Below are 21,096 nucleotides of genomic sequence, written 5' to 3' on the forward strand. Positions count from 1 at the left end.
GCATTCGCTTGAAATTGCAGAATTTGCACCGCGAGAAGTGAAGCAGGCGATTGTGGGCTCGGGAAGTGCTCAAAAAGAGGATGTTGCTTTGATGCTGTTGCGCATGTTTCCTCAGTTACAAAATTATGCCGAATCATTACGAAATGATGTGACAGATGCGATAGCTATCGGCATTTGTGGCATGTGTCTATTCAATTAAATTTTTTACAGTCGGTCCGATAATGCGTTTTTTATGTTAAACACTCAAAAGAGAGGAGTAAGGAATATAAATGATTAAAATGTATTCATTATTTATTTTAAGTATTGCGGGTTGTCTTGGCTGTTTTCATTTTGGTTCGTTTGTTTCTATTGATTTTGTAAAGGATCGATTTGCACAGATGATAATTTTAAAAAATCAGGGGAATTTAGAAACTATTTATGGCTCAAATCATATAACAAATCGTTTTTTTAAATTATGTCGACTAAACGGCAGAGGGACGTTATTAATTCGAGTTAAGCGAACAGATGAAATTGATGGAAATACAACGTTTTATTGGCATGAATTGAACGCGACAGAAATTCCTGCAGCGTTGATCGCAGACATTATTTTGAATTTATAAAAAAGCTTAGAACTGGAGAAGATTGTAAAGATAAGGGCTGGAAAAATAATTACACCGCGGCTGATAATCGCAGTTATGTCAAATTATATATTCTTTTATTTAAAAGGACTTTTTTATAAGAAGCTAATCGAAATCAATCTTTTATACGCATCGTTTATCTTATTTTTCATATGAACAATAAATAATTATATGCGGGAAATTTAAAAAGAAAAAATTCCCCAAAGCCAAAGCCCGGGGAATTTAAGGAGAAAAGGAAGAGCATGTAAAAAATACAGAACTCAACCTCGTTTCAGACTACCCCCACTCTCTTTTTTTATCAAGGTAAAAATAGTCACAAAACCAATTGCACGCTATCTCTTTTCATCAATCTCAATGAGTTGCACAACGCCGGCAAAATCGGCAGGAACAAAAAACTGCAACGGTGTGGTCATAATAATTTGGGTCTTTGTCTCTCGAAGAATCTGCAGCACCTGATGAATTCTTCGCGCGTCAAAATCTGTCATAAAGTCATCGACTATAAAAATAGCCGTCTCTGGCCCAAGCAAATACAACTGCGCAACCTTAAGAAGTAAAATCACCAATTTCTGTTGACCGCGTGATGCAAAACGACGCATCAGCTTGTCAACAAACGAAATTGAAATATCGTCCAGCGCAAGTCCCCACAATCCACGCCCTTGTCTAATTTCTTCAGCCAACAGCGTTTGCACATACCGATCCCAAAATTCATTGAACGTTTCATCTTCTCTAAAAAATTCAGGTTCATAATTTAAAGTAATTTTTAAATGCTCCGAAGGACAATGTCGCTGCAATAATTCATTTACTTTTTGTTCAAGCAAAAAAAGCATCTCTTTAAATCGATATATTTCATCGCGCCCTTGTTCCCAGACGTTTTTTGTCCAAACATTCAACTGATGAGCATTTTGAACAGAAAGAGGTAAAAAGCTTCCTTTTAATGAAAAAAGTAACGCATTTCGTTGATTAATCGATCGCCGATAAACGCGCATTCGTTCAACAAAGTGCACGTCAAATAACATCTGAGCATGATTCAAGAACGTTCGGCGCTGCAAAGGTGCGCCTGAAATTAAATCCAAATCGCTTTCGGTCAGTCCAAGCACGCGATATTTTTCGAGTAAATCTTTATGGGCTTTAACATTTTTTCCATCAAACTTAATTACTTTTTTTTCACCATCACACCCAACAGAAATAGTGTGTGATTCATCTGTCTGTGTATCTGTTCCGGTAATTTCGATAAAGAAATGATTGCCGCCAAATGAAATCAAGTCTGCACTATGTGACGTTCGAAATGACTTTAAGTAGCATGCATAAAATACCGCTTCCAATAACGATGTTTTTCCTGCACCATTTGGTCCATGAAGCACAACAAATTGAGCTGTTGCATCAAACTCTTTTTTTATTGTGCCAGAAAAGTTTCGAAGTCCCGTGCATGCAAGTGAAGATATGCGCAGCATCGCTTCTATCTACCTTCGCGAGATACAGGCATTACCACATAGGTGTATTCATAGTTTTGTTGTTTTGATCGAACAATTAATGCAGAGCGTTTATCTTTTACAAAGCAACTTACAACATCATCGGTAATTGCGAGTAAACCTGACAGCAAATAGGGAGAATAAAATGCGGTATCCAAGATAAACTCAGAGGGAATTTCGCAAGAAATTAATTGTCGCAAAGAACCAATATCTTTGTTCTCCAAAGATATTTCACAACCATGCACAGAAAAAGAAAATTGTGATGCAATAAACTGACCAGCCAAAAGCGCTCCTGCGCGTCTAAGAGCCTTGATTAAGCTTTCGCGTGAAATTTGAACTTGGGTAAAATTATTGGTCGATAAAATTGGTTTGTACGTAGGAAATGGATCATTCAGCAAGCGAGTAAAGAAATTAAAATGAGTTCCCGAGAAAACTAATTGTCCTGCACAAGTTCCGATAAAAACAACATCAGTCGTTTGTTCAAGCAATTTTTTAACTTCAAGTAATGCTCGGCGAGGGATTAACCATTGTGTTTGTTCCGCCAACGAATATTGAGCGGTTTCAACGTATGCCAAAGAATGACCATCGGTACCAACAAATGCAACGCCCTGTGGTCCTGCTTCTAACAACATACCATTAAGCGCCTTTGTTGCATTATTTTGAGGAACAACGATGCCAACTTTATCAAGTAAGCTGAGTAAAAATGGACTTTCGCAATGCATTAAGTTTTCGATACGTTCAGGGAACGCTGGAAAATCCTGTGCATCTCGAACTGCAAGCGTAAACGCTACTCCTTCTCCCGCGGTTAATTGAATGCCCGCATCAATAAATGAAAACTCAAGCATTCCGCTTAACTCGCGAACAATCTCATAAATTCTTCGACCAGAAATCAAAAAAGATCGAACTTCTGACAAGGAGCTTTCTATTGGAAGACTCGATTGTAAGCTAATTTCTAAATCAGTAGCTTTAAGAATTAATTCACGATAACTCACTTGAAACAAAATTGATTCAGTAACATCAAGTGGTGATCGCTTAGAACAAATTGGTTGCATTGCGCTTAAATGAGTCAAGAGCGCATCTCGCTCCAAAGAAAATGAGTAGATCATAAAAAGTCTATCCAACTACGGCACTAATAATTATTAAACTTTATTTAGTTTAACCTGTTTTTAGAAAATCAGCAGTAGCAAAAAGCTGTTAAAAAAGAAAAAAAATTATTTTCGAGGATGACTTTTTTCATACACCGAACGCAATCCTGTCCGATCAACATGGGTATACACTTCAACCGTATCAACAGACTGATGTCCCAAAAAAACTTGCAAGCTTCGCACATCCATCCCACGCCCCAAAAAGTGTGTTGCTAACGAATGACGCAAACTATGCGGAGAAATTTGTTTAGTTATGCCAGATTTAAGTACAGCATCTTTGACAATATTCCAGCACTGCTGCCGAGTCAGAGGCTTTTGCGTAGATTCATTTGTAGTAAACAACCATTCATTTTTTTCATGTGTTCCAACAAATTGTTGCACAGCATCAAGCACTTGCGCTGGTAGCGGAACGGCACGTTGCGTTCCACGCTTACCAATAACTTCAACAAATCCGGTGTCAAATCGAAACGATGTCGGCTTTAATGAAAGTAATTCAGAAACTCTCAGCCCGGCTGAATACAATAAAATAATAATCAAATAATTTCTAAAACCTTTGTCACTCTGAATATTTGTTTGAATGTACACGAGCAATTGTTCAACTTCGGCTTCAGTTAAATACGTTGGCAACAATTGCTCGAGCTTAGGGGTAGAAATCTGAGCCATAATATTTTTGATTTTAAAGCAATCTTCAATGTATGAACCAAATAATTTAAGAACAACAACTTTACGGCACAAACTGGCCGCAGCAAGTTTTTTTAACTTAAGAAACGAAAGAAAGCTGAGCACGTCGTCTTTGGTGTATTTTTCCAAAGACAATTCGTGCTCTTCAAAAAAGTGTAGAAATTGTTCAACGTCAGCAATATACGCAGAAACTGTGTTATGAGAAAAACGTCGTTCGGTAATCAAATATGTTCTAAAACGAGTTACATATTGATTCATATTCACGATACGGTTCTCCCATTATTTTAATACGATTTTGCAATCAACACTTCACGCACAGATTTTTCGCGACAGAAAAAGCATGTTTCTGCTTTTTGTTCAGGAATAATACAACGAATAGAACATTGAATTGCCTTAAGTTCAAGCTCACACGATGTTTTTTCGCACCATCCGGTTTGGAAAAAACCAGGTTTTACTAAAACTTGCTCAACAATATCTTGATATGTTGCAACCTGGTGCCAAGAAGTATTACGACGATTCAATGCACGATTAAACATCGTTTGTTGAATTTGTTCTAGCATCTGAACTACGCGAGAAACAACTCCATCAAGAGAAATCACTTCTTTTGCAAGTCCTCCATCAACAATGACACGCGGAGCTGCAATACACGTTCCAGCTGCAATGTCTCGCATCCCGAGTTCTAGACGAAGCGGAACGCCACGCATTTCCCAATGATAATATTTTGCACCTGGACGACCTTCAGATTCATCGACAAACACACGAACCCCTGCGGCTGTTAATTGGGCTGCAAGTTCATGCGCTTTTGCCTTAGCTTGAATAAGATCGTCTTTAGCGCCGATTGGAATAATCACGACCTGAACAGAAGCTACTCGTGGTGGCAGCGCAAGACCTTTTTCATCACCATGCGTCATAACCAAAGCACCAATCAATCGAGTTGTAGCGCCCCAGCTAGTACACCATGGTGTTTTATTGGTGCCATCTTCCGCTTGAAATTTTACGCCAAAAGATGCAGGAAATGATTGTTGTAACAAATGTGATGTTCCCATCTGCAAAGCCTTACCATCACCCATCAATCCTTCAATGGTTGTGGTAATTTCGCCACCAGCAAAACGTTCATGTGCTGTTTTTTCGCCAACAACCACCGGGATTGCAAGTAAGTTTTCTGCAAGCTCTTTGTATTCATTGAGCATCGCATGAACCATCTTTAGCGCTTCCTCACGCGTTGCATGAGCTGTATGACCTTCTTGCCACAAAAATTCTGTTGTTCGTAAAAATGCTCGTGGACGCATTTCCCAGCGAACAACGTTTGCCCATTGATTGATATTGAGCGGCAAATCACGCCATGATTTTATCCAGCGTTCAAACATGTGATAAATAATTGTTTCAGAGGTTGGGCGAACAACATAACTCTCTTCAAGTTCTTTACCCCCAGCATGCGTAACAACAGCAAGTTCTGGAGAAAAACCTTCGATATGATCAGCTTCTTTTTTTAAAAAAGACTCAGGGATAAACAAAGGGAAATAAGCATTTTTAACAGAATGTTTTTTGATTCTGGCATCAAGATCTTTTTGAATAGCTTCCCACAGCGCATACCCATAGGGACGGATAACAAATGATCCACGGGTCGGGCTTTGATCAACAAGTTCAGAATCGAAAATAACTTGCTGATACCACTCTGGAAAATTTGTTTTAAATAATTGCGCCAAATCCATATGACTATCCTATAAAAATGTCTCTAAAAAACCGACCAGAATAAACTATACCACGCGAAAAAGAGCCCAACAAGATCAATATTATTATTTTGAAGAGATCGGACCTGATTCACTTGCAGATCGCAAGTGGCGTAGAAATAGTAACCCTCCACCCTCGTGCGGCTCTTGGGTCGAATCTTGCGCTAATGGTGTTGAAGACAGGAGTGGCTCGGGAGACGGTCCTACAAGTCCGGCCAATTCAGCAGAAGCAACTCTTCTCATCGAAAGAACTGTCGGGCGACTAATAACTTCAGTTGAGCAGCACTCACAAGCACCTTGATCATGAGAAAACAAAAATTGAATTTCACGACAAAAGTCTTCATCAAATTTGAGCTGCGTTTCTATCCCAAAAACGGCTATAAATAATGCTTTAAGGGTCTCGATAAAATCTTTACACGACATTTCATCATTAAAACTACGGACAACTCGTTCAAGATCTTCGGTTATCAAAAAATCATACGGAAGCGCAATCGACCATTCATCATTAATATTAAAAAGTTTTTTACATTCACTTCCTGCGGTTGAAACTACTATTGGTTCACCTGCAGAAAAAGAGGTTATTTGTTGTACCACAGAAATATATGTTTTCCCCACAGGAACAAGAGCTTCATCTTCTGTCAAATCCAATAGGCCGGCACCAAAAATTGGTTGACCTGCTATTTTTACTCCAATGGTATAAATATCCGCAGAGACAACCCGTAAAAAAGTAACCATAACAAGCAGTACAAATACTTTTGAAAAACGAACGTTCATAGTATTTCTCACAAAAAAATGTTCAACCGAGTGTGATACTTCCACAAATAAAATTAATTTTCAATAAAAAAAGTCTTTTTATTATTCTTTTATTTCTTCGCCCGAAATAAGTTCTACCGAACGAGATTTGTATCCTTCTAGCTTTCTTACATCCTGGAAATAAACTGTTATTTTCCACTCTTCAAGATCTTCTGCTGTTTTAAGAACAGCAAATGCATCATTAAAAAAAGATACACCTTCTTGGTAAATTGTTGTTGGCGCAGAAAAAACCGTCCAAGATGGTGTTCCATCTTCTGGATCGAGCTGACGCAAGCCATCCATAGATTGAAATGATTTCCGTTTAACCTCTGAGCGAATTATGGCTTTTGTTTCTATGGTTTCATCTCCGGCGGACAAGCCTTTGAGAGATGAAATCGAAATAAGATCTGATGGTTCTTTTTTCAAAATCGAAGCAAAGGTATTCGTTTCTATCTTTTGAATTGTCGTTTCACCACCTCCTTCGTGCGAGAAGCGAATAAATTCTTTTCCCCGCTCTGTGGGAATATCGCAAAATAAGGCAACCGGTAAGGTATTAAAAAAACGTTGTACATATTTTTCTAGAGGAAACTTTTCGTCTGATTCTTGGACATTTTCTGCAAGCATTTCAAGCTGACGCTTCAATCCATAACTTTGCCAATATTTATCGTTTTCGTGATTCCCCCGAATATAAAAAGCCTGATCTGGATTTTTTTGGATCAAACGCATCAAAATCATCATTGTTTCCATACTGTAGGCCGAACGGCTAACTGCATCGCCAAGAAAAATAATAAAATCTGTTTCGTTTTTTAATTTTAACTGATCATCAATCACTTCCATTTTTCTCCATTCCACAAGAGAACGTACCAACGAATGAAGCGCTCCCTGCAAATCACCAACGATAACAAAGCGTGCATTTTTAGGTGTTTTAAGATGAACAAGTGGATTATCTTTGTATTCTTTTTTTTCACGCTGCTCAATTAAACTTTTTAAAACATCGCTAAACGTTCTTGAGGACCACAAAAGCTGGGAACCGATCCCCATAAGACGCAAAAGATTTCCAAATGTTCTATTCAAAAATCCAACCTGGTTCGCGGTATAAAAAGTCTCAAACTCTGGTTTTACAATACTTTTATTATCTCGAGTGGGAGATTCTGGCATATTTTTTGTAAACTCTATCAACGCTGGAAGTGTTGAGAAAAGATCGGGAGATGATGCTTCAGGGGCAACTAACGCAATAATAGTTAACAGCAGAAACAAGCCTAAAACGCTTATTCCAGAAATCAGGAGTACTGAATTTTTTTGTTTTGCCATGAACTACCTCAACATCAGATAAAAAGTCAACCCAAGAACCAGTATGGCGATGATATAAAACGTAAAGCCATTAATTTTTTCGGCAAATACAATCCCTTCACCACGTTTATCTTCGGGTAGCTTATCAACAACTGTTGTGCAATACCGTCCAATAAACGTTTGCGCCACAAAAACAAGAAAACTTGCAACCAACAAAACCAAATATAAACTATCGGCAATCGTAAAATAACTCACATCTGGAATCATTTTGTCCAAAACAAATCGATACCCAAGTTCTGCAGTTACGCCAGCCGTTGCCAACGTTGCTCGCCCAACATAATTTGCTAAAGCCATTAAGAAAGAAAACAACGACAAAATCATAACCAAGAAAATAGGTAAGAAAATAACTAATACTTTACGAATACCGGTTTTTTGGACATTCATCGTAAAAATAGCTTTAGGATACGCTGATGCTTTATCCGCTTGCTTGGTATCAAGTCCCGGTTGAAAGTACCCAGAGTCAGTATTTAAACTTTTTATGTTCCAGTTCGAGATGTTCAGGTCTGGCGCTGTGTTGAATGTAGTGTTATCAACAATAAAAAACATTTCATAGGGTGTTACCGCATTGTTGGTAATAACAATCGAAAGTTTATGATCTTCAAAGGGGAATTTTACAAAATCTAAATTAGCTTTGCAGTCGATACGAATATCATAGGAGGCCAAAACAACATCTCCCACAACTTTAAGATCCGGAGCCGATTTGTTAATTACTTTGCCATTATCAACCGTAAATTTACTGATGTTTTCTAGCATTATTTCATTTGGATAAAACTCAAACCAAAGCAACGCATCAAAAATAAATTGATTATTGAGCACATCAAATTTTGTAAAATTCTTAATGTATAATCCCGTTTTAACTTTTACTGTAAATGCACCAAATTCTTTTTGTTTTTGAACATCAATAATCGAAAATTCTGGTGATTGATCTGTGGTATTAAACGAAGACAACGAATAAACAAACAGCAGAATAATCGAGAGCGGAACAATACAAAGCGTTGCTATTTTTGGCGTATTACTACGCATTAGCCAATCGAAAAATGATTTATTTGATTCAACATTTGCCATAATTTTTTACAACTCACTAAAAGAAGAATTCCAGTCTTCAGCTGCATTCCCCGTATTAATCCAAACGGTTGACGATAACTCCCGGGTTTCAGGATTAAAGTGTATCTTCAGACCACCAAAATCTTTTTTGGTTAATTTTTCAAAAAACTGCATGAGCTTTCCAAGCTGGTACGGAGGCTTAAGCTTTTTTAACGCCGAAACAACCAAAGACCCTACCACATATCCTTCAAGCGAATATTGTGATAATTCTCGTAACGGCAAAAATTTTGCCATATCTTTTCGATAAGCTTCAACAATAGCTAATTTGCTTTTTGAGGGACTTGGAACAACCGATGAGGTCGCGATCGTAACACCGCGTGATTTTTTGAGCAGCTGTTGCATGGGCGTTGCTGGCCCTAAACCCAAAAACAAGCAATGTTGAAATCCTTCATTCAAAACAAGCTGAATAAAATTATAGGTTGGACGATACGTGGAAATACACAACACAGCATCTGGTTTGCTTTTAATAATTTCAACAGAGGCAGCGGTTACCGCAATTGTATTTGTTGGGTAACTCGCTTTTGCGCACACAGAAATACCTAATTTTTTTAACAGTTCTTCTGCGATAGCAGCGCCGGCTTTACCCCACTGATTTTCTTCAAAAAAAAGCGCTATTTTTTTGCGATGTTGATTATTAATCGCGTAATTCAAAAGAGCGCGAATTTCTCTTTCCATCGACGGTCGAAAAAAGACGGTATTTGAATATTTATTTTTACGCATCTGAGCATCACCAACCGTTGGAAAAACCATTGCAACATGTTTTTTTTCTAACAATTCTTGAGCGGTTGAAAGCGCATGAGAGCCAAAATTACCCACAAAAATGGGTGATTCTTTTGCCGCTTTTTGAATGTTTTCTTTTGCGGTAGTCGACTGATATCGATCGTCGCTCACAAAGTATTTAATTAAATACTTTTTATTAAGGCCGCCGCTTCTATTTAGTTTATCAAAAACAAGATTAATTCCTTTTGCATAATCATCACCGACTAATGACATACTTCCCGTAATGGGCATAGTTGCATTAAATCTAATCTCGTTTCCATTGAGTAATGGCGTTTCGTCGGAAAGTTTTCCTAGTGAATCTATTTTTGATTTTGCGGTTGCATCATCTGCAGAACCAAGTGGCGCTGTAGCAGCTTGAGCAACAACAGAAGCAACATCATCGGCAGAAGAAATAACTACAGAAGCATCACTGCCAAAAAAACAACTCATGCAAAAAAAAGCTATTCCATAAAAAATAAAGTTCCGTGCGTTAAATCGTTTCACCACAGACCCTTGCTCAACACTTTTTGCAAATCTTACCGAATAAGTTACTCAGGGCTTGTGTGGTGAGTAAATGGTTAAACGCAATTGTCATTGCAAAAAAGAACTTCCCGGAGATTTTTTTTTAGGCAATACTAACCGCATACGGTACAACATACTCATGAGAAAATTATTGTGAACAACGTGCAATCTTCTGGGAGTTTATTTATTATCGCAGCTCCAACAGGTGCTGGAAAAACAACCCTCACTAATTTAATTATTAGTCGGCATACCGATATAAAACGTGCAGTAACGTACACAACACGTCCTGCTCGTCCCGGAGAAACACACGCCGTAGATTATTTTTTTGTGACCAACCAAGAGTTTTTAAATCTTAAAGACCAGGGCTTTTTTTTAGAAACAACAGTATACGATCAATCATGGTACGGCTCGCCCAGCGATATTCTGCAACATGTTAACAATGGAAAACAGTATATCATCATTACCGATTGGCCAGGCGCACGAACTATTTCACAAGAAATTAAAACTCAATATCCATCAGTAAAATTTGAATGCATATGGATAACCGTTCCCTCGCGAGAATTATTGGTTGAAAGATTAAAAGATCGCTACACACACGATTATGCAGCACTCGAAAGAAGACTCAAACTATTTGACGCGGAAATTGATAGAGAATTAAAAGAACGTTTTTTTAGACACACGGTTATAAATGAAGACCTTGAATCCTGCTATCAACAACTGTGCTCAATTATGAATATTGGTTTATCGCAATAAAAAAAGTAAGGTGCGATTTTTGATCACACCTTACTTTTTTAAAAACCATTAATAATGGATAATTACAATGAAAGGTTCCATTCTTGAGAGCAATTATCAATAATCTCTCTCAATGCGCGAGCTTTAGCTTCAAGTTGCCAAGGATTAAATGGAGCTTTACTATACCTAAGATCGCAAAATTCTGGACGAGCCTTAAGTTCATCATCAGTGTATTCTCTTGCGGCTAAAAGCATTTCTACATCGTTTTTAGCTTCTGCTAAAAAACCAAGTCGATGAACCACGTCACCTTCATCAGCCATAAGAACAAGATCCTGATAATACCTAGTAAAATCTACAGCACCGCTAGGCAATTTTGCGCCCGCAAATGATACAAAAAAAGCTACCACAAAAATAAACAACATTTTTTTCATGATTAATCTTCATTAATTTAATAAATCATAATAAAATTACTTTTAAGTTAAATTTAAGGTATCATGATAATTTACTTTTAAAGAATCCAAGCCATTTTAATTAAAAAAGCATTGTTTTTTTAAAAATAAATACAAAAAAGATTTTCCATATGAAAACATTTGGACTTTTAACAAAGTGAGTAGACCTCACCTAAGAAAAATTAAAAAAAAATTTTGTACAAAAGATTATACACTAAAAACAGCAAGTCCTTGGTCAAGTTGTCCTAGAAAATCCTCCAAATCATTTTCTGTTGCAAAAGCATTTATAACCTCAGAAAGATAATCTTTTCTTATGACTATCTCTTCTTCTGTAAGAGCAATTTTCGGTACATCTGCAGCATCATCTTTTGAATTTGAAACGATCCCTAGCTGTATTTTTTGTTCATCAGTGAAATGAGAAGTGCTTACTCGTATAAAGCCCGAGCGATACTGAAATAATGAATGTAAAGCTAACTTTTTATCTTGGTTCGCCTTTATTAGCTCAACTTGATCCTGAAATTCTTGATAGGTCAGGGCAGAAGTATATGTTATACAACTTAAAACAGTCATAATAATAAAAATTGAACTTTTCATTAGTTTCCCCGCGGACTCTTAATAAGACAAATGATACCTGTCTTTTTAAGAATACCCGATTTAAAAGTTTAATCTATTATAATCCACCCACAAAACTCTAGGTGTGTTTTTAGCCAATAAGTATAAAAATCCTAAAAAAAGCTCCCCAATAATAAAAATAGGTTTGGACCCATTAAGTTGATTCAAACCTATTAAATAATAAAAAATGCTTGCAATGGAAAAACCAATTAATCTAGTACAATTCCCCATCTAGATTGAGCTTGATTAAACACCTCTCTAAGAAAATCGCTTCGATTTAATAAATCATCATTCGTCAACGGAACCCCCGCCTCACCACACAAACCGGGATTAGCATCTTTGTCATCAAATGAATAGCCAACCGCCGTAAGAAGTTGTTGTTCATCTTCTCTAACGTCATTTAAAAAACCAATTTTTTGAACCACATCGGGACTCTGATCTGCAATCTGACCAAGATTTAGATAATGCATACCAAAATCATGTGCATTCTTCTCTTGAGGGAGCCGAGCTTGTACTGCTACTGCGCAAAATAATGTTACAACAAAAAATAATACTTTATTCATAATTTATCCTTCTTTAAAAACAAGGTTTACATAAAATAAACATACCACAATGAGTTAGGACTGGATTTTTAATGAAAACAAATACAAAAAAGAGCTGTTTTTTGTAAAAAAGCATGCTTTTATCAATCTACAAAGCCAAAATCAAGCAACCTTTAAAGGAAGACCTTGAATCCAGCTATCAACAACTGTGCTCAATTATGAATATTGGGTTATCGCAATAAAAAGAGGTTTGAACCAACTGAATGTGTTCAAACCTCTTAAATTTTTTAATCTCTTTGTCTGTATTTTTACGACGGCAATCCTCTTAACGCAATCCTCACATGAGTATCGTCAGCTGCAAATTCCTCTTCCGTGATATTCCATTCAGCGATTTTATTTGCAATTAAGTCTTCAAGAAAGGCAACTCGAGCTTCCAAATCAGCATCTGTGATAGGCTCTTCAACATGTGTCACGTGGTTATAAACTGTTAAATAGCCTTGAGCCATCTTTTCATCGTCTGACCATCCTTGAGCCTCTGCAAGCATTTGTTTGTCGCTTCTTGTTTCTTTTAAGAAAAAAACCCTCTCTTCTTGTGGTTTATCATTCAAACGATGAGCATCTTGATTATACCCACGTTTAAAGTCTCTTAAATTTATCAATCCAGGTATTGCACTCGCACCCGAGACAAACAATACCATTCCCAAAAGAATTAATTTATTTTTCATATTTTTTATTTTCCCAACTACAACTGAGTATTCTTTATTACCTTAACACAGGCATCAAAAAGGTTTTTTTTAAAAAAAAATAGACCAAAAAAGCCGTTTTTTTTAAAAAAACAGACGTAAAAAGACGTTAATCAATCATAAGTTGAGTAATTTAGAAGGTATCAAGCCGTTTTTTCATGCCTCGAACACCCAAAAATCCAATAATCAGAATTGAGCAGATAATAACCATCACGCAGGTTGCATAAGAAATATACTGATGGTGGCCCAAAATTGCAGATCGCGCGCCTTCCATGATGTACAAAAACGGATTGAGTAATAAAATTTTAGCTAAAAAAGGATAATTTTTTTGTACTAAAACCCAGGGAAACAATGCTCCACCCATCATCCACAAAGGGCTGACCATGCGTACCCACAAATCTTCGTAGTGAACCAAATTCTTGGTAAAAGAAGCCATCCACAACATAAAAACCCCAAAAAACAGGGATCCTAAAAAGAACATACTTAACAATTTGAGCAGAGAAAAGCTTACAAAGCTGCCTCGCGCATAGACCACCAGGAGAGCTACAGGAAGCGCACAGACCGTGTATACAAAACTTTTGATACTTGTTGAAAGTGCATAGCGAATAAATACCAACTCAGATGGCAAAGCAAGACCAAGCTGAAACGAAATCTGCTTATTTGAGCACAAATCATCGACCATAACACTCACATCGCTCATTGCAAGCATCACAAATTGCATAATCAAAATATTTGCGAGCATGAACTGTCCATAATTATACGCAGCGCCAAACGATGGCATAACAAACGTTTCGATTAATAACCACAAAACCACTTCAAAGAAAATATTAAGCCATATTTCAGAACGATGGGACCAAAATAAACGAAACTCTTTGAGCACCAATGCGGTAAAAATTTTTCCATATTGAGTTAATTGATTCATACAAAATCTAACCTTTTTTTAAGGCGATAAAATCCTTGGACAGCAAAAAACAACGTAAACATCAAAATAGACAATTCACAGGTCCAATAATTAATAAACGTAAATTGACCCAAAACCGATGCCCGGATTCCCTCCATGAGATAGGTAAATGGATTGAGTAAAAAAAGGGGTGCAAAAAAAGGAATTGCCTTTTTGAGCACACTCCATGAAAAGGTATAACAACCAAGTATCAACAAAGGATTTGCGATACGCATCCATGCATTTTCGTAATCGGGCATATTTTTGGTTCCAGCTGTCATGAACAACGAAAACGCACCAAAAAACATACCTTGACTGAAAACCATCAATGCTATTTTAGGCAGACTTGCGTAAGGAAAAGAAAAATCACCCCACATGATAAGTACCGCAGCAGGAAGTGCAAAAAAACTGCTCATTATGCCTTGAATCATAGTCGTGGTTGCATACCTTGCACACACAAGCCATGCAGGAATCGGCAACCCCAAGGCAAATAATATTTCACGATCCCCCACCAAATCGCTCACGCGAACGGCAACATCGGCCATGGATTGAAACAACATTTGTACCGTGATTGCACCAACGAGCATAAATTTACCGTATGCCGCTGGCAACCCAAGAAGCGGCATGATGTAATGATTGGCAAAAATCATCGCCGAAGACCACACAACTGTATTGATTATTTTTTTAGGTAAAATGTGCAAAACGATATACAAATCTCTGCGCAGTAGTTGAAAAAAGATAAGAAACTGTCGAACTGTTTGATTATTTAAATTCCATGAAATTCCAAACATCTTCAGACCCTTATTCTTCATCGTTTAATAAACGGATAAACACATCTTCTAAAGAATTTTCTCCATGTTGCTTCATTAGCTCTGCCGGTGTTCCAAGCTGTAAAACAGTTCCTTTTTCCAAGATGCAAACTCTATCAGAAAGCTCTTCTGCTTCATCAAGATAGTGCGTTGTCAAAATAACCGTCACACCATCAGATTTGAGCGTTTTTATAGATTCCCAAATTGCTCTTCGCACATGCGGATCGAGCGCAACTGTTGGCTCATCCAAAATAACAATCCGCGGGTTATGTACCAGCGCACGAGCAATTGACAATCGCTGACGATACCCACCAGAAAGATTTTCAACAAATGAATGTGCATATTTATCCAAGCTAAACCGATCCATCAATTCTGCAATTCGTTTTTTTGCTTCTTTTTCGGGTTGTAGATAATACCGAGCTGCAAACTCCAAATTTTCTTTGACAGTTAATTGCGAGTCAAGATTGGGACGCTGTGGACAAAACCCAAGCTGCATCCGATATGCATAAATATCATCAAAAATAGATTTGCCTTCAAATACTATCGATCCCGATGTTGGCGGATTGAATGTTGCAAGAAGCGAAGAAAGCGTCGTCTTACCCGCTCCGTTTGCGCCCAGCAAACCAAAGATCTCACCCTGGTAAATATCAAGAGAAACACCATCCAAAGCTCTTTTTCTACCAGCAGCGACAGAATATTCTTTAACTAAATTTTGAATCGAAAGAAGAACACCAGAAGAATTGGTTGTTTTTTTTTCACTCATGCTAAAATCCTAACTTCAAAAAATTACTCGTCATAGTATGCCGATGAATCATCAGATTGTTCATCAAAATAGAAAAGCATTAATCCAATAAAGACACACACCAATGCTATTACATACAACCACGAGAACGCTTCACCCATGAATAAATAGCCGTACAGCAAACCAAACAGCGGACACAAAAAACCGGTAAACGAAAGTAATGTTAATGAATAGGAATGAAGCAAATGACCATACATCGTGTATCCAATGACGTTAGAAATAAGTATTAAGCCAACCATACACAACAGCATCATGTTCCACGAAGTGACCAACGGAATCACCACGCCGCCAGAAGCCAGCAAGTAGGTAAACAAACACATGCAGCCACCAAGAAATGTCATCCCACCGTTAACCACCAGCATCGGAATCCCGCGGTCGAGTAATTTTTTTATGACAAACCAGGCATATGCAGCAGAAGCTACAGAAATAATAAGCCCCACATCATACGCAGACGTTGGCAAACAAGAAGTCAAGACAACATTCGAATCAAACGACAACGTAAGCAAGCCTAAAAAACCAATAAAAAGACCAATCACCTTTTTGTACGAAAGTTTTTGGTTATGGAAAATGTAGGCAAAAACAGCCGTCATGAAAGGCGAAAGTGAATAAAAAATATTCACTTTTATGGAAGACACAAATTGTATTGCCCAAAATTCACATCCAAAAGCCACAAATACACCAAAAAAACCTGCGGCTGCAAGGAGTAAAAAATCTTTAGCAGTTAACAGCAATCGCTTTGGAATAAGAAAAAAACTCGCCAAAATCATGCCAGCCCCAGCAAGAAGCATCCGAATACTCAAGAAAAAAAGTGGCGCATCTACGTAATTCATGGCAATTTTTGCAAGCGGAAACGTTGCCGCAAACAATGAATACATCAAAACAATCAATATCATGTAGATTTGTCCTAAATTTTTTGATCATCAATGATCGAAAAACGCTTGATATTAAGGGTTTTTCCAGTTGCGCGATCGATCTCCATGCTAACACCAGTAATCTGGTACGGCGGCACTACATCTACGACAAATTGTTGTGGAAGTTGCGTGATAAATCGTTGAATTATCGGTCCAGAAGTCATCCCCAAACACGAATGTACCGCACCAGAAGAACCCAAGTCGGTAATAAATCCCGTTCCTTGAGGTAAAATTCGCTCATCGGCCGTCTGAACGTGCGAATGAGTACCAACCATTCCAGAAATTTTGCCATCCAGGTATAAGCCCAAAGCAATTTTTTCCGAGGTCGCCTCTGCGTGAAAATCCACGAGCACAATAGGACTTTTCATACGTACGGTTGCAATAATTTCGTCGGCTTTTTTAAAGGGACAGGATAATGTTTCACGGAAAAACACGCGCCCCATTAAATTAATAATCGTAACCAGCGTTCCTTTAACCTCAACCTGAACAAATCCCTTTCCGGGAACTCCATCGGGAAAATTTGCAGGTCTGATCAGCAACGGTGTTTGATTAATGTAGGGATAAATTTCTTTTTGAGCCCAAATGTGATTGCCGGTTGTAATAACCTGCGCGCCAAGGGCAAATAACATATCTGCGTCTTTTGGGGTAATTCCGCGGCCTTTTCCTGCAATATTTTCGCCATTAACCACGATAAGATCTGCTTGTGTATCTTCTTTTATTTTAGCAATCCAGCGCTTAAGCATCGTAAAACCAACAACACCAACAAGATCGCCAATAAATGTAACTTTTATTCCAGCCATAGCTTTTTAGCATTCCTTTTTTCTAACAAAAGAGGGGCACGAATGCCCCTCTTCCGATTTGTATTTCATTTGATAGGTTATTTTGCGTACTCAATAGCACGTTTTTCACGAATCACAGTGACTTTTATCTGTCCTGGAAAATCAAGCTTTTCTTGTATTTTTAAAACGATATCACGGGCAAGAACCATAGAGTCCTCATCGCTCATCGAAATCTCATCTACAATAATACGAATTTCTCGGCCAGCTTGCAATGCGTACGCCTTTTTTATGCCATCAAAACTCATTGCGATGTTTTCTAGATCTTCAAGTCGTTTTACATAGCTGCCAAGTTTTTCCTTACGAGCACCAGGACGAGCCGCTGAAAGCGCATCGGCAAGATGTGTAATCATCGCATAGGGCGAAATTGGCGCCACCTCTTCGTGGTGAGCGGCAATTGCATTAACCACGATTGGATCTTCACCACATTTTTTAGCAAGATCACCACCAATAATTGCGTGAGGACCTTCAACGTCTGCAGAAAGGGCTTTACCAATATCATGAAGCAAGCCGCAGCGAGCTGCCAAGTTGCCATCCAATCCAAGCTCTTCTGCAATCATTCGGGCAAAATAAGCAACTTCTTTTGAATGCTCAAGGTTATTTTGCGTATAACTTGTTCTAAAATATAATTTCCCAAGAAGCGAAACCAATTCTTTGTGCATGCCAACACAATTAAACTCAAGAACCGTTTTATGTCCCATCTCTTCGGTGATCATATCAACTTCTTGCTGACACTTTTCGACAACTTCTTCGATACGAGCAGGATTGATTCGACCATCTTGAATCAACTTTAACAACGCTCTGCGAGCAACTTCTCTGCGAATAGGATTAAATCCAGAAATCGCAATTGTCTCGGGCGATTCGCCGATGACAAACTCCATTCCTGTAGCCATCTCAAGCGCTTTAATGTTTCGACCTTCTTTTCCGATAATTCGGCCCTTCATCTCTTCTGAAGGCAATTGCACAACCGTTGAGGTTGTATACACAATCTGGTCGGGAATACACCGCTGCATAGCGGTTGATAGAATTTTAATAGCCTTAGACTCGGCCTGCGAAACGGTTTCTTCTCGCGTTGCAACAAGCCATTTTGCACATTCATGCTTAACTTCGTTCTGCAATGATTCTGTGAGCATTTTACGTGCCTGATCGCGATTCATGCCCGCAAGCTGTTCAAGTTTTAAAATCAAAGAATCATATACTTTTTTTACTCGCGACTCGGATGCCAACAATTCATCGTTTCGCTTGCCCAAATCACGCTCTCTGGTATGCAGTTCACGTCGAATGGATTCAACCTCGCTCTCTCGCTGCTCAACATGTTCCGTTTTCTTCTGAATCCGATCTTCTGTTTTTTTGAGCTCAAAGCGAATTCGTTTTTGTTCTTCTTCAAACTCGTTGCGTTTGCGATTTATTTTGTTAAATGCATCCTGCTGTTCTACTTCAAGACGCTGTTGAGCCTCTTTTACTCGCACTTCAGCTGAATGTTCTAACCTTTTTAGTACATTTTTTCGGTATAAGAAATATACCAACCCGACAAGCACAGAAACGATTGTTCCCGATGCAAATCCGAGTAAAATTGAATTTATCATTATACATCTCTTTTCTAAAACCAATACAATAAGACACCAAACAAACTGTTACGTTTGTTATTCATCTCTTATACAGGAATCTGAAGAAAGAGTCAGCAAAAAGCCCTAAAGATTATTTTTATCCCTCAAGAATTGAGAACATTCAAAAAAACCGCCCTTAAAATGACGTAAAAAGCTGTCTTATTAAAAATATAACCAAAGGTGCCTGTTTCAACAGTGAATTCCTCCATACATTTCATGCTGAAAAAAGAAAATCAGCATTTTTTTACTTTTTTAGGGGGTATAAAGCCCATTAAAAAAAGCCACCAAAAAATGTTATTTTTGGCATACTCAAATAAATACCATAAAAATTATAGGAGCTTGATATATGTTTAAAAAAATATTTTTTTCAGTAGCCGTTTTGGCCATAGGTGTCGGAAATGTTCATTCTGAGGTGATTACTTTTAAAACACTTAGCGGAAGACGTATCTCGATTGAGATGGATACCATAGCCAATCTTGATGATCTAAAACAAGCCCTGGCTATGCAATTAGGCGTTACCCTAGACAGAGTGAGAATCATTTTCTACGGTGAAGACATTAGCGATGCCAATTTTGAAGAATCAAGAGCTAGATTTCCATATGCGGCTTCTGTGTACGTAGTTGTTTCACGAGAACCAGCAGCAGTAGCTGCACCAGCACCAGCACCAGAAGCACCCCGCAGAGAGCCAGCAGTAGTATCAGCACCAGCACCAGAAGCAACAGTCTTCTACTCGAAGGAAAATGCCTAAGTGAAGAAAATTTCGAATCACTTCGCCATAGCTTAAAAACAGAGGGGTTTGCGTATTTTGTACCTAAGAGAAAATAAAATTTCCACAATCAGGCCGAAACAGCATTTTTTTTAAACTGTCATCACCAAGCAAAAATCTGTCTTGGAACTGACAACCGAAGAGACAAATAAAACCTCTTGATAAAAAAGATTCCATCCTGAATTGAACTTGTAAAAAATAACGGAAGCGTAAAAAACTTCCGTTATTTTTTTATAAGTCTTCAGATCTTGCTCCGTCCAAATTAATAACATCAAATTTCATGCAGAAAAGAGAAAATCGGCATTTTTTTACTTTTTTAGAGGGTATAAAGCTTGCTAAAAAAGCCACCAAAAAATGTTTTATTTCTGGCATACTCAAATGAATACCACAAAAAGCATAGGAGCTTGATATATGTTAAGGAAAATATTTTTTTCAGTAGCCGTTTTGGCCATAGGTATGGGAAATGTTCATTCCGAGGTGATTACTTTTAAAATATTTAGCGGAAGACAGATCCCGATTGAGGTGGATACCATAGCCAATCTTAATGATCTAAAACAAGCCCTGGCTGATAAGCTAAACACAGATGTTGATCATGTTACCACAGACAGGGTGAGAGTCGAATTCAAGAAAAAAGACATTAACGATGGCAATTTTGAAGAATTAAAAGCTGGATTGCCACATACGGCTTCTACGAACGTCTATGTTTCATCAGCACCAGCACCAGCACATTCTACGAGGATTACTTTTATGGTAATCAGCACAAGACAGATCCCGATTGAGATGAATACCATAGCCAATCTTGATGGTCTAAAAAAAGCCCTGGCTAATAAGCTAAACAAAGATGTTGATCATGTTACCACAGACAGGGTGAAAGTCGCCTTAGAGTATAACTTAGAGCATAAAAAGATTTTAAAAGACATTACAGATGACAATTTTAAAGCATTAAAAGGTAAATTTTCACTTGCGGATAAATGTAGCGTCAATGTTTCACCAGCACCAGCACCAGCACCAGCACCAGCAGCACCAGTAGTAGTATCAGTACCAGTACCAACAGGACAAAGAAGAAATCCTCGTTCAATAGTACCAACAACACCACCAGCAAGATCGCGTTCTCTGGTTGATCGTAGAGCAGTAGCTGGACTTGCAGCAGTTGGATCAGCTTTTGTGATCGCTAAATT

Annotated in this window: 23 protein-coding genes; 5 read left to right on the forward strand and 18 right to left on the reverse strand. The window is 38.0% G+C overall.

Annotated elements, in window-relative coordinates:
- Window positions 1–199 (forward strand): crossover junction endodeoxyribonuclease RuvC (locus FJ366_03140; protein MBM3894561.1); only part of this gene is annotated, 199 nt, incomplete at its 5' end.
- A gap of 70 nt (window positions 200–269) precedes the next feature.
- Window positions 270–599, forward strand: a complete 330-nt coding sequence (locus tag FJ366_03145) for a hypothetical protein (GenBank protein ID MBM3894562.1) — start codon at window positions 270–272, stop codon at window positions 597–599.
- Between the two features lie 350 nt (window positions 600–949).
- Here FJ366_03145 and FJ366_03150 read toward each other — a convergent pair whose 3' ends face one another.
- The 8 genes from FJ366_03150 to FJ366_03185 form a co-directional block, all read right to left on the reverse strand.
- Window positions 950–2,068 carry a hypothetical protein gene (locus FJ366_03150; protein MBM3894563.1) on the reverse strand — a complete coding sequence of 373 codons (1,119 nt, stop codon included), beginning with the start codon at window positions 2,066–2,068 and terminating at the stop codon, window positions 950–952.
- Between the two features lie 5 nt (window positions 2,069–2,073).
- On the reverse strand, window positions 2,074–3,192 hold the full coding sequence (dnaN, locus tag FJ366_03155; protein ID MBM3894564.1) for a DNA polymerase III subunit beta: 1,119 nt from the start codon (window positions 3,190–3,192) through the stop codon (window positions 2,074–2,076).
- A 105-nt stretch (window positions 3,193–3,297) separates the two neighbouring features.
- Window positions 3,298–4,176 carry a hypothetical protein gene (locus FJ366_03160; GenBank protein ID MBM3894565.1) on the reverse strand — a complete coding sequence of 293 codons (879 nt, stop codon included), beginning with the start codon at window positions 4,174–4,176 and terminating at the stop codon, window positions 3,298–3,300.
- 20 nt (window positions 4,177–4,196) lie between these two features.
- Entirely contained in the window at window positions 4,197–5,624 is a 1,428-nt protein-coding gene (locus FJ366_03165; GenBank protein MBM3894566.1) for a proline--tRNA ligase, read from the reverse strand.
- Between the two features lie 84 nt (window positions 5,625–5,708).
- Window positions 5,709–6,416, reverse strand: coding sequence for a hypothetical protein (locus tag FJ366_03170; protein ID MBM3894567.1), 708 nt, complete (start codon window positions 6,414–6,416; stop codon window positions 5,709–5,711).
- Between the two features lie 81 nt (window positions 6,417–6,497).
- Window positions 6,498–7,745: a hypothetical protein gene (locus tag FJ366_03175; GenBank protein ID MBM3894568.1), complete on the reverse strand. Its 1,248-nt coding sequence runs from the start codon at window positions 7,743–7,745 to the stop codon at window positions 6,498–6,500.
- Between the two features lie 3 nt (window positions 7,746–7,748).
- A complete protein-coding gene (locus FJ366_03180) occupies window positions 7,749–8,849 on the reverse strand; it encodes a hypothetical protein (GenBank protein ID MBM3894569.1) in 1,101 nt (366 codons plus the stop codon).
- A gap of 6 nt (window positions 8,850–8,855) precedes the next feature.
- Window positions 8,856–10,151, reverse strand: a complete 1,296-nt coding sequence (locus tag FJ366_03185) for a hypothetical protein (protein MBM3894570.1) — start codon at window positions 10,149–10,151, stop codon at window positions 8,856–8,858.
- A gap of 165 nt (window positions 10,152–10,316) precedes the next feature.
- On the opposite strand from FJ366_03185, the gene FJ366_03190 reads away from it, so the two are divergent.
- The gene (locus FJ366_03190) at window positions 10,317–10,922 is read left to right on the forward strand and encodes a hypothetical protein (protein MBM3894571.1); all 606 of its coding nucleotides are present in this window, start codon (window positions 10,317–10,319) and stop codon (window positions 10,920–10,922) included.
- 62 nt (window positions 10,923–10,984) lie between these two features.
- Here FJ366_03190 and FJ366_03195 read toward each other — a convergent pair whose 3' ends face one another.
- From FJ366_03195 to rny, 10 genes are all read right to left on the reverse strand, one after another.
- The gene (locus FJ366_03195) at window positions 10,985–11,332 is read right to left on the reverse strand and encodes a hypothetical protein (protein ID MBM3894572.1); all 348 of its coding nucleotides are present in this window, start codon (window positions 11,330–11,332) and stop codon (window positions 10,985–10,987) included.
- A 225-nt stretch (window positions 11,333–11,557) separates the two neighbouring features.
- Complete coding sequence (locus FJ366_03200; protein MBM3894573.1) at window positions 11,558–11,944, reverse strand: hypothetical protein; 387 nt, start codon at window positions 11,942–11,944, stop codon at window positions 11,558–11,560.
- Window positions 11,945–12,171: 227 nt separating this feature from the next.
- A complete protein-coding gene (locus tag FJ366_03205) occupies window positions 12,172–12,525 on the reverse strand; it encodes a hypothetical protein (protein MBM3894574.1) in 354 nt (117 codons plus the stop codon).
- Between the two features lie 287 nt (window positions 12,526–12,812).
- Window positions 12,813–13,229, reverse strand: a complete 417-nt coding sequence (locus FJ366_03210; GenBank protein MBM3894575.1) for a hypothetical protein — start codon at window positions 13,227–13,229, stop codon at window positions 12,813–12,815.
- A gap of 151 nt (window positions 13,230–13,380) precedes the next feature.
- Window positions 13,381–14,169, reverse strand: a complete 789-nt coding sequence (locus FJ366_03215) for a hypothetical protein (protein MBM3894576.1) — start codon at window positions 14,167–14,169, stop codon at window positions 13,381–13,383.
- Window positions 14,166–14,978, reverse strand: coding sequence for a hypothetical protein (locus FJ366_03220; protein ID MBM3894577.1), 813 nt, complete (start codon window positions 14,976–14,978; stop codon window positions 14,166–14,168). Before FJ366_03220 ends, FJ366_03215 begins: the two co-directional genes overlap by 4 nt.
- A 10-nt stretch (window positions 14,979–14,988) precedes the next feature.
- Complete coding sequence (locus FJ366_03225) at window positions 14,989–15,759, reverse strand: ABC transporter ATP-binding protein (GenBank protein MBM3894578.1); 771 nt, start codon at window positions 15,757–15,759, stop codon at window positions 14,989–14,991.
- A 23-nt stretch (window positions 15,760–15,782) separates the two neighbouring features.
- Window positions 15,783–16,691 (reverse strand): DMT family transporter, encoded by a 909-nt coding sequence (locus FJ366_03230; protein MBM3894579.1) that lies wholly within the window; start codon window positions 16,689–16,691, stop codon window positions 15,783–15,785.
- A gap of 11 nt (window positions 16,692–16,702) precedes the next feature.
- Complete coding sequence (locus FJ366_03235) at window positions 16,703–17,500, reverse strand: TIGR00282 family metallophosphoesterase (GenBank protein ID MBM3894580.1); 798 nt, start codon at window positions 17,498–17,500, stop codon at window positions 16,703–16,705.
- 86 nt (window positions 17,501–17,586) lie between these two features.
- A complete protein-coding gene (gene rny / locus FJ366_03240; GenBank protein MBM3894581.1) occupies window positions 17,587–19,131 on the reverse strand; it encodes a ribonuclease Y in 1,545 nt (514 codons plus the stop codon).
- 367 nt (window positions 19,132–19,498) lie between these two features.
- On the opposite strand from rny, the gene FJ366_03245 reads away from it, so the two are divergent.
- On the forward strand, window positions 19,499–19,900 hold the full coding sequence (locus FJ366_03245) for a hypothetical protein (protein MBM3894582.1): 402 nt from the start codon (window positions 19,499–19,501) through the stop codon (window positions 19,898–19,900).
- A 429-nt stretch (window positions 19,901–20,329) separates the two neighbouring features.
- Window positions 20,330–21,096, forward strand: a 767-nt coding sequence (locus FJ366_03250) for a hypothetical protein (protein MBM3894583.1), incomplete at its 3' end; no start/stop codon positions are given.

The sequence above is a fragment of the Candidatus Dependentiae bacterium genome (assembly GCA_016871815.1).
In the GTDB taxonomy this organism is placed as follows: Bacteria; Babelota; Babeliae; order Babelales.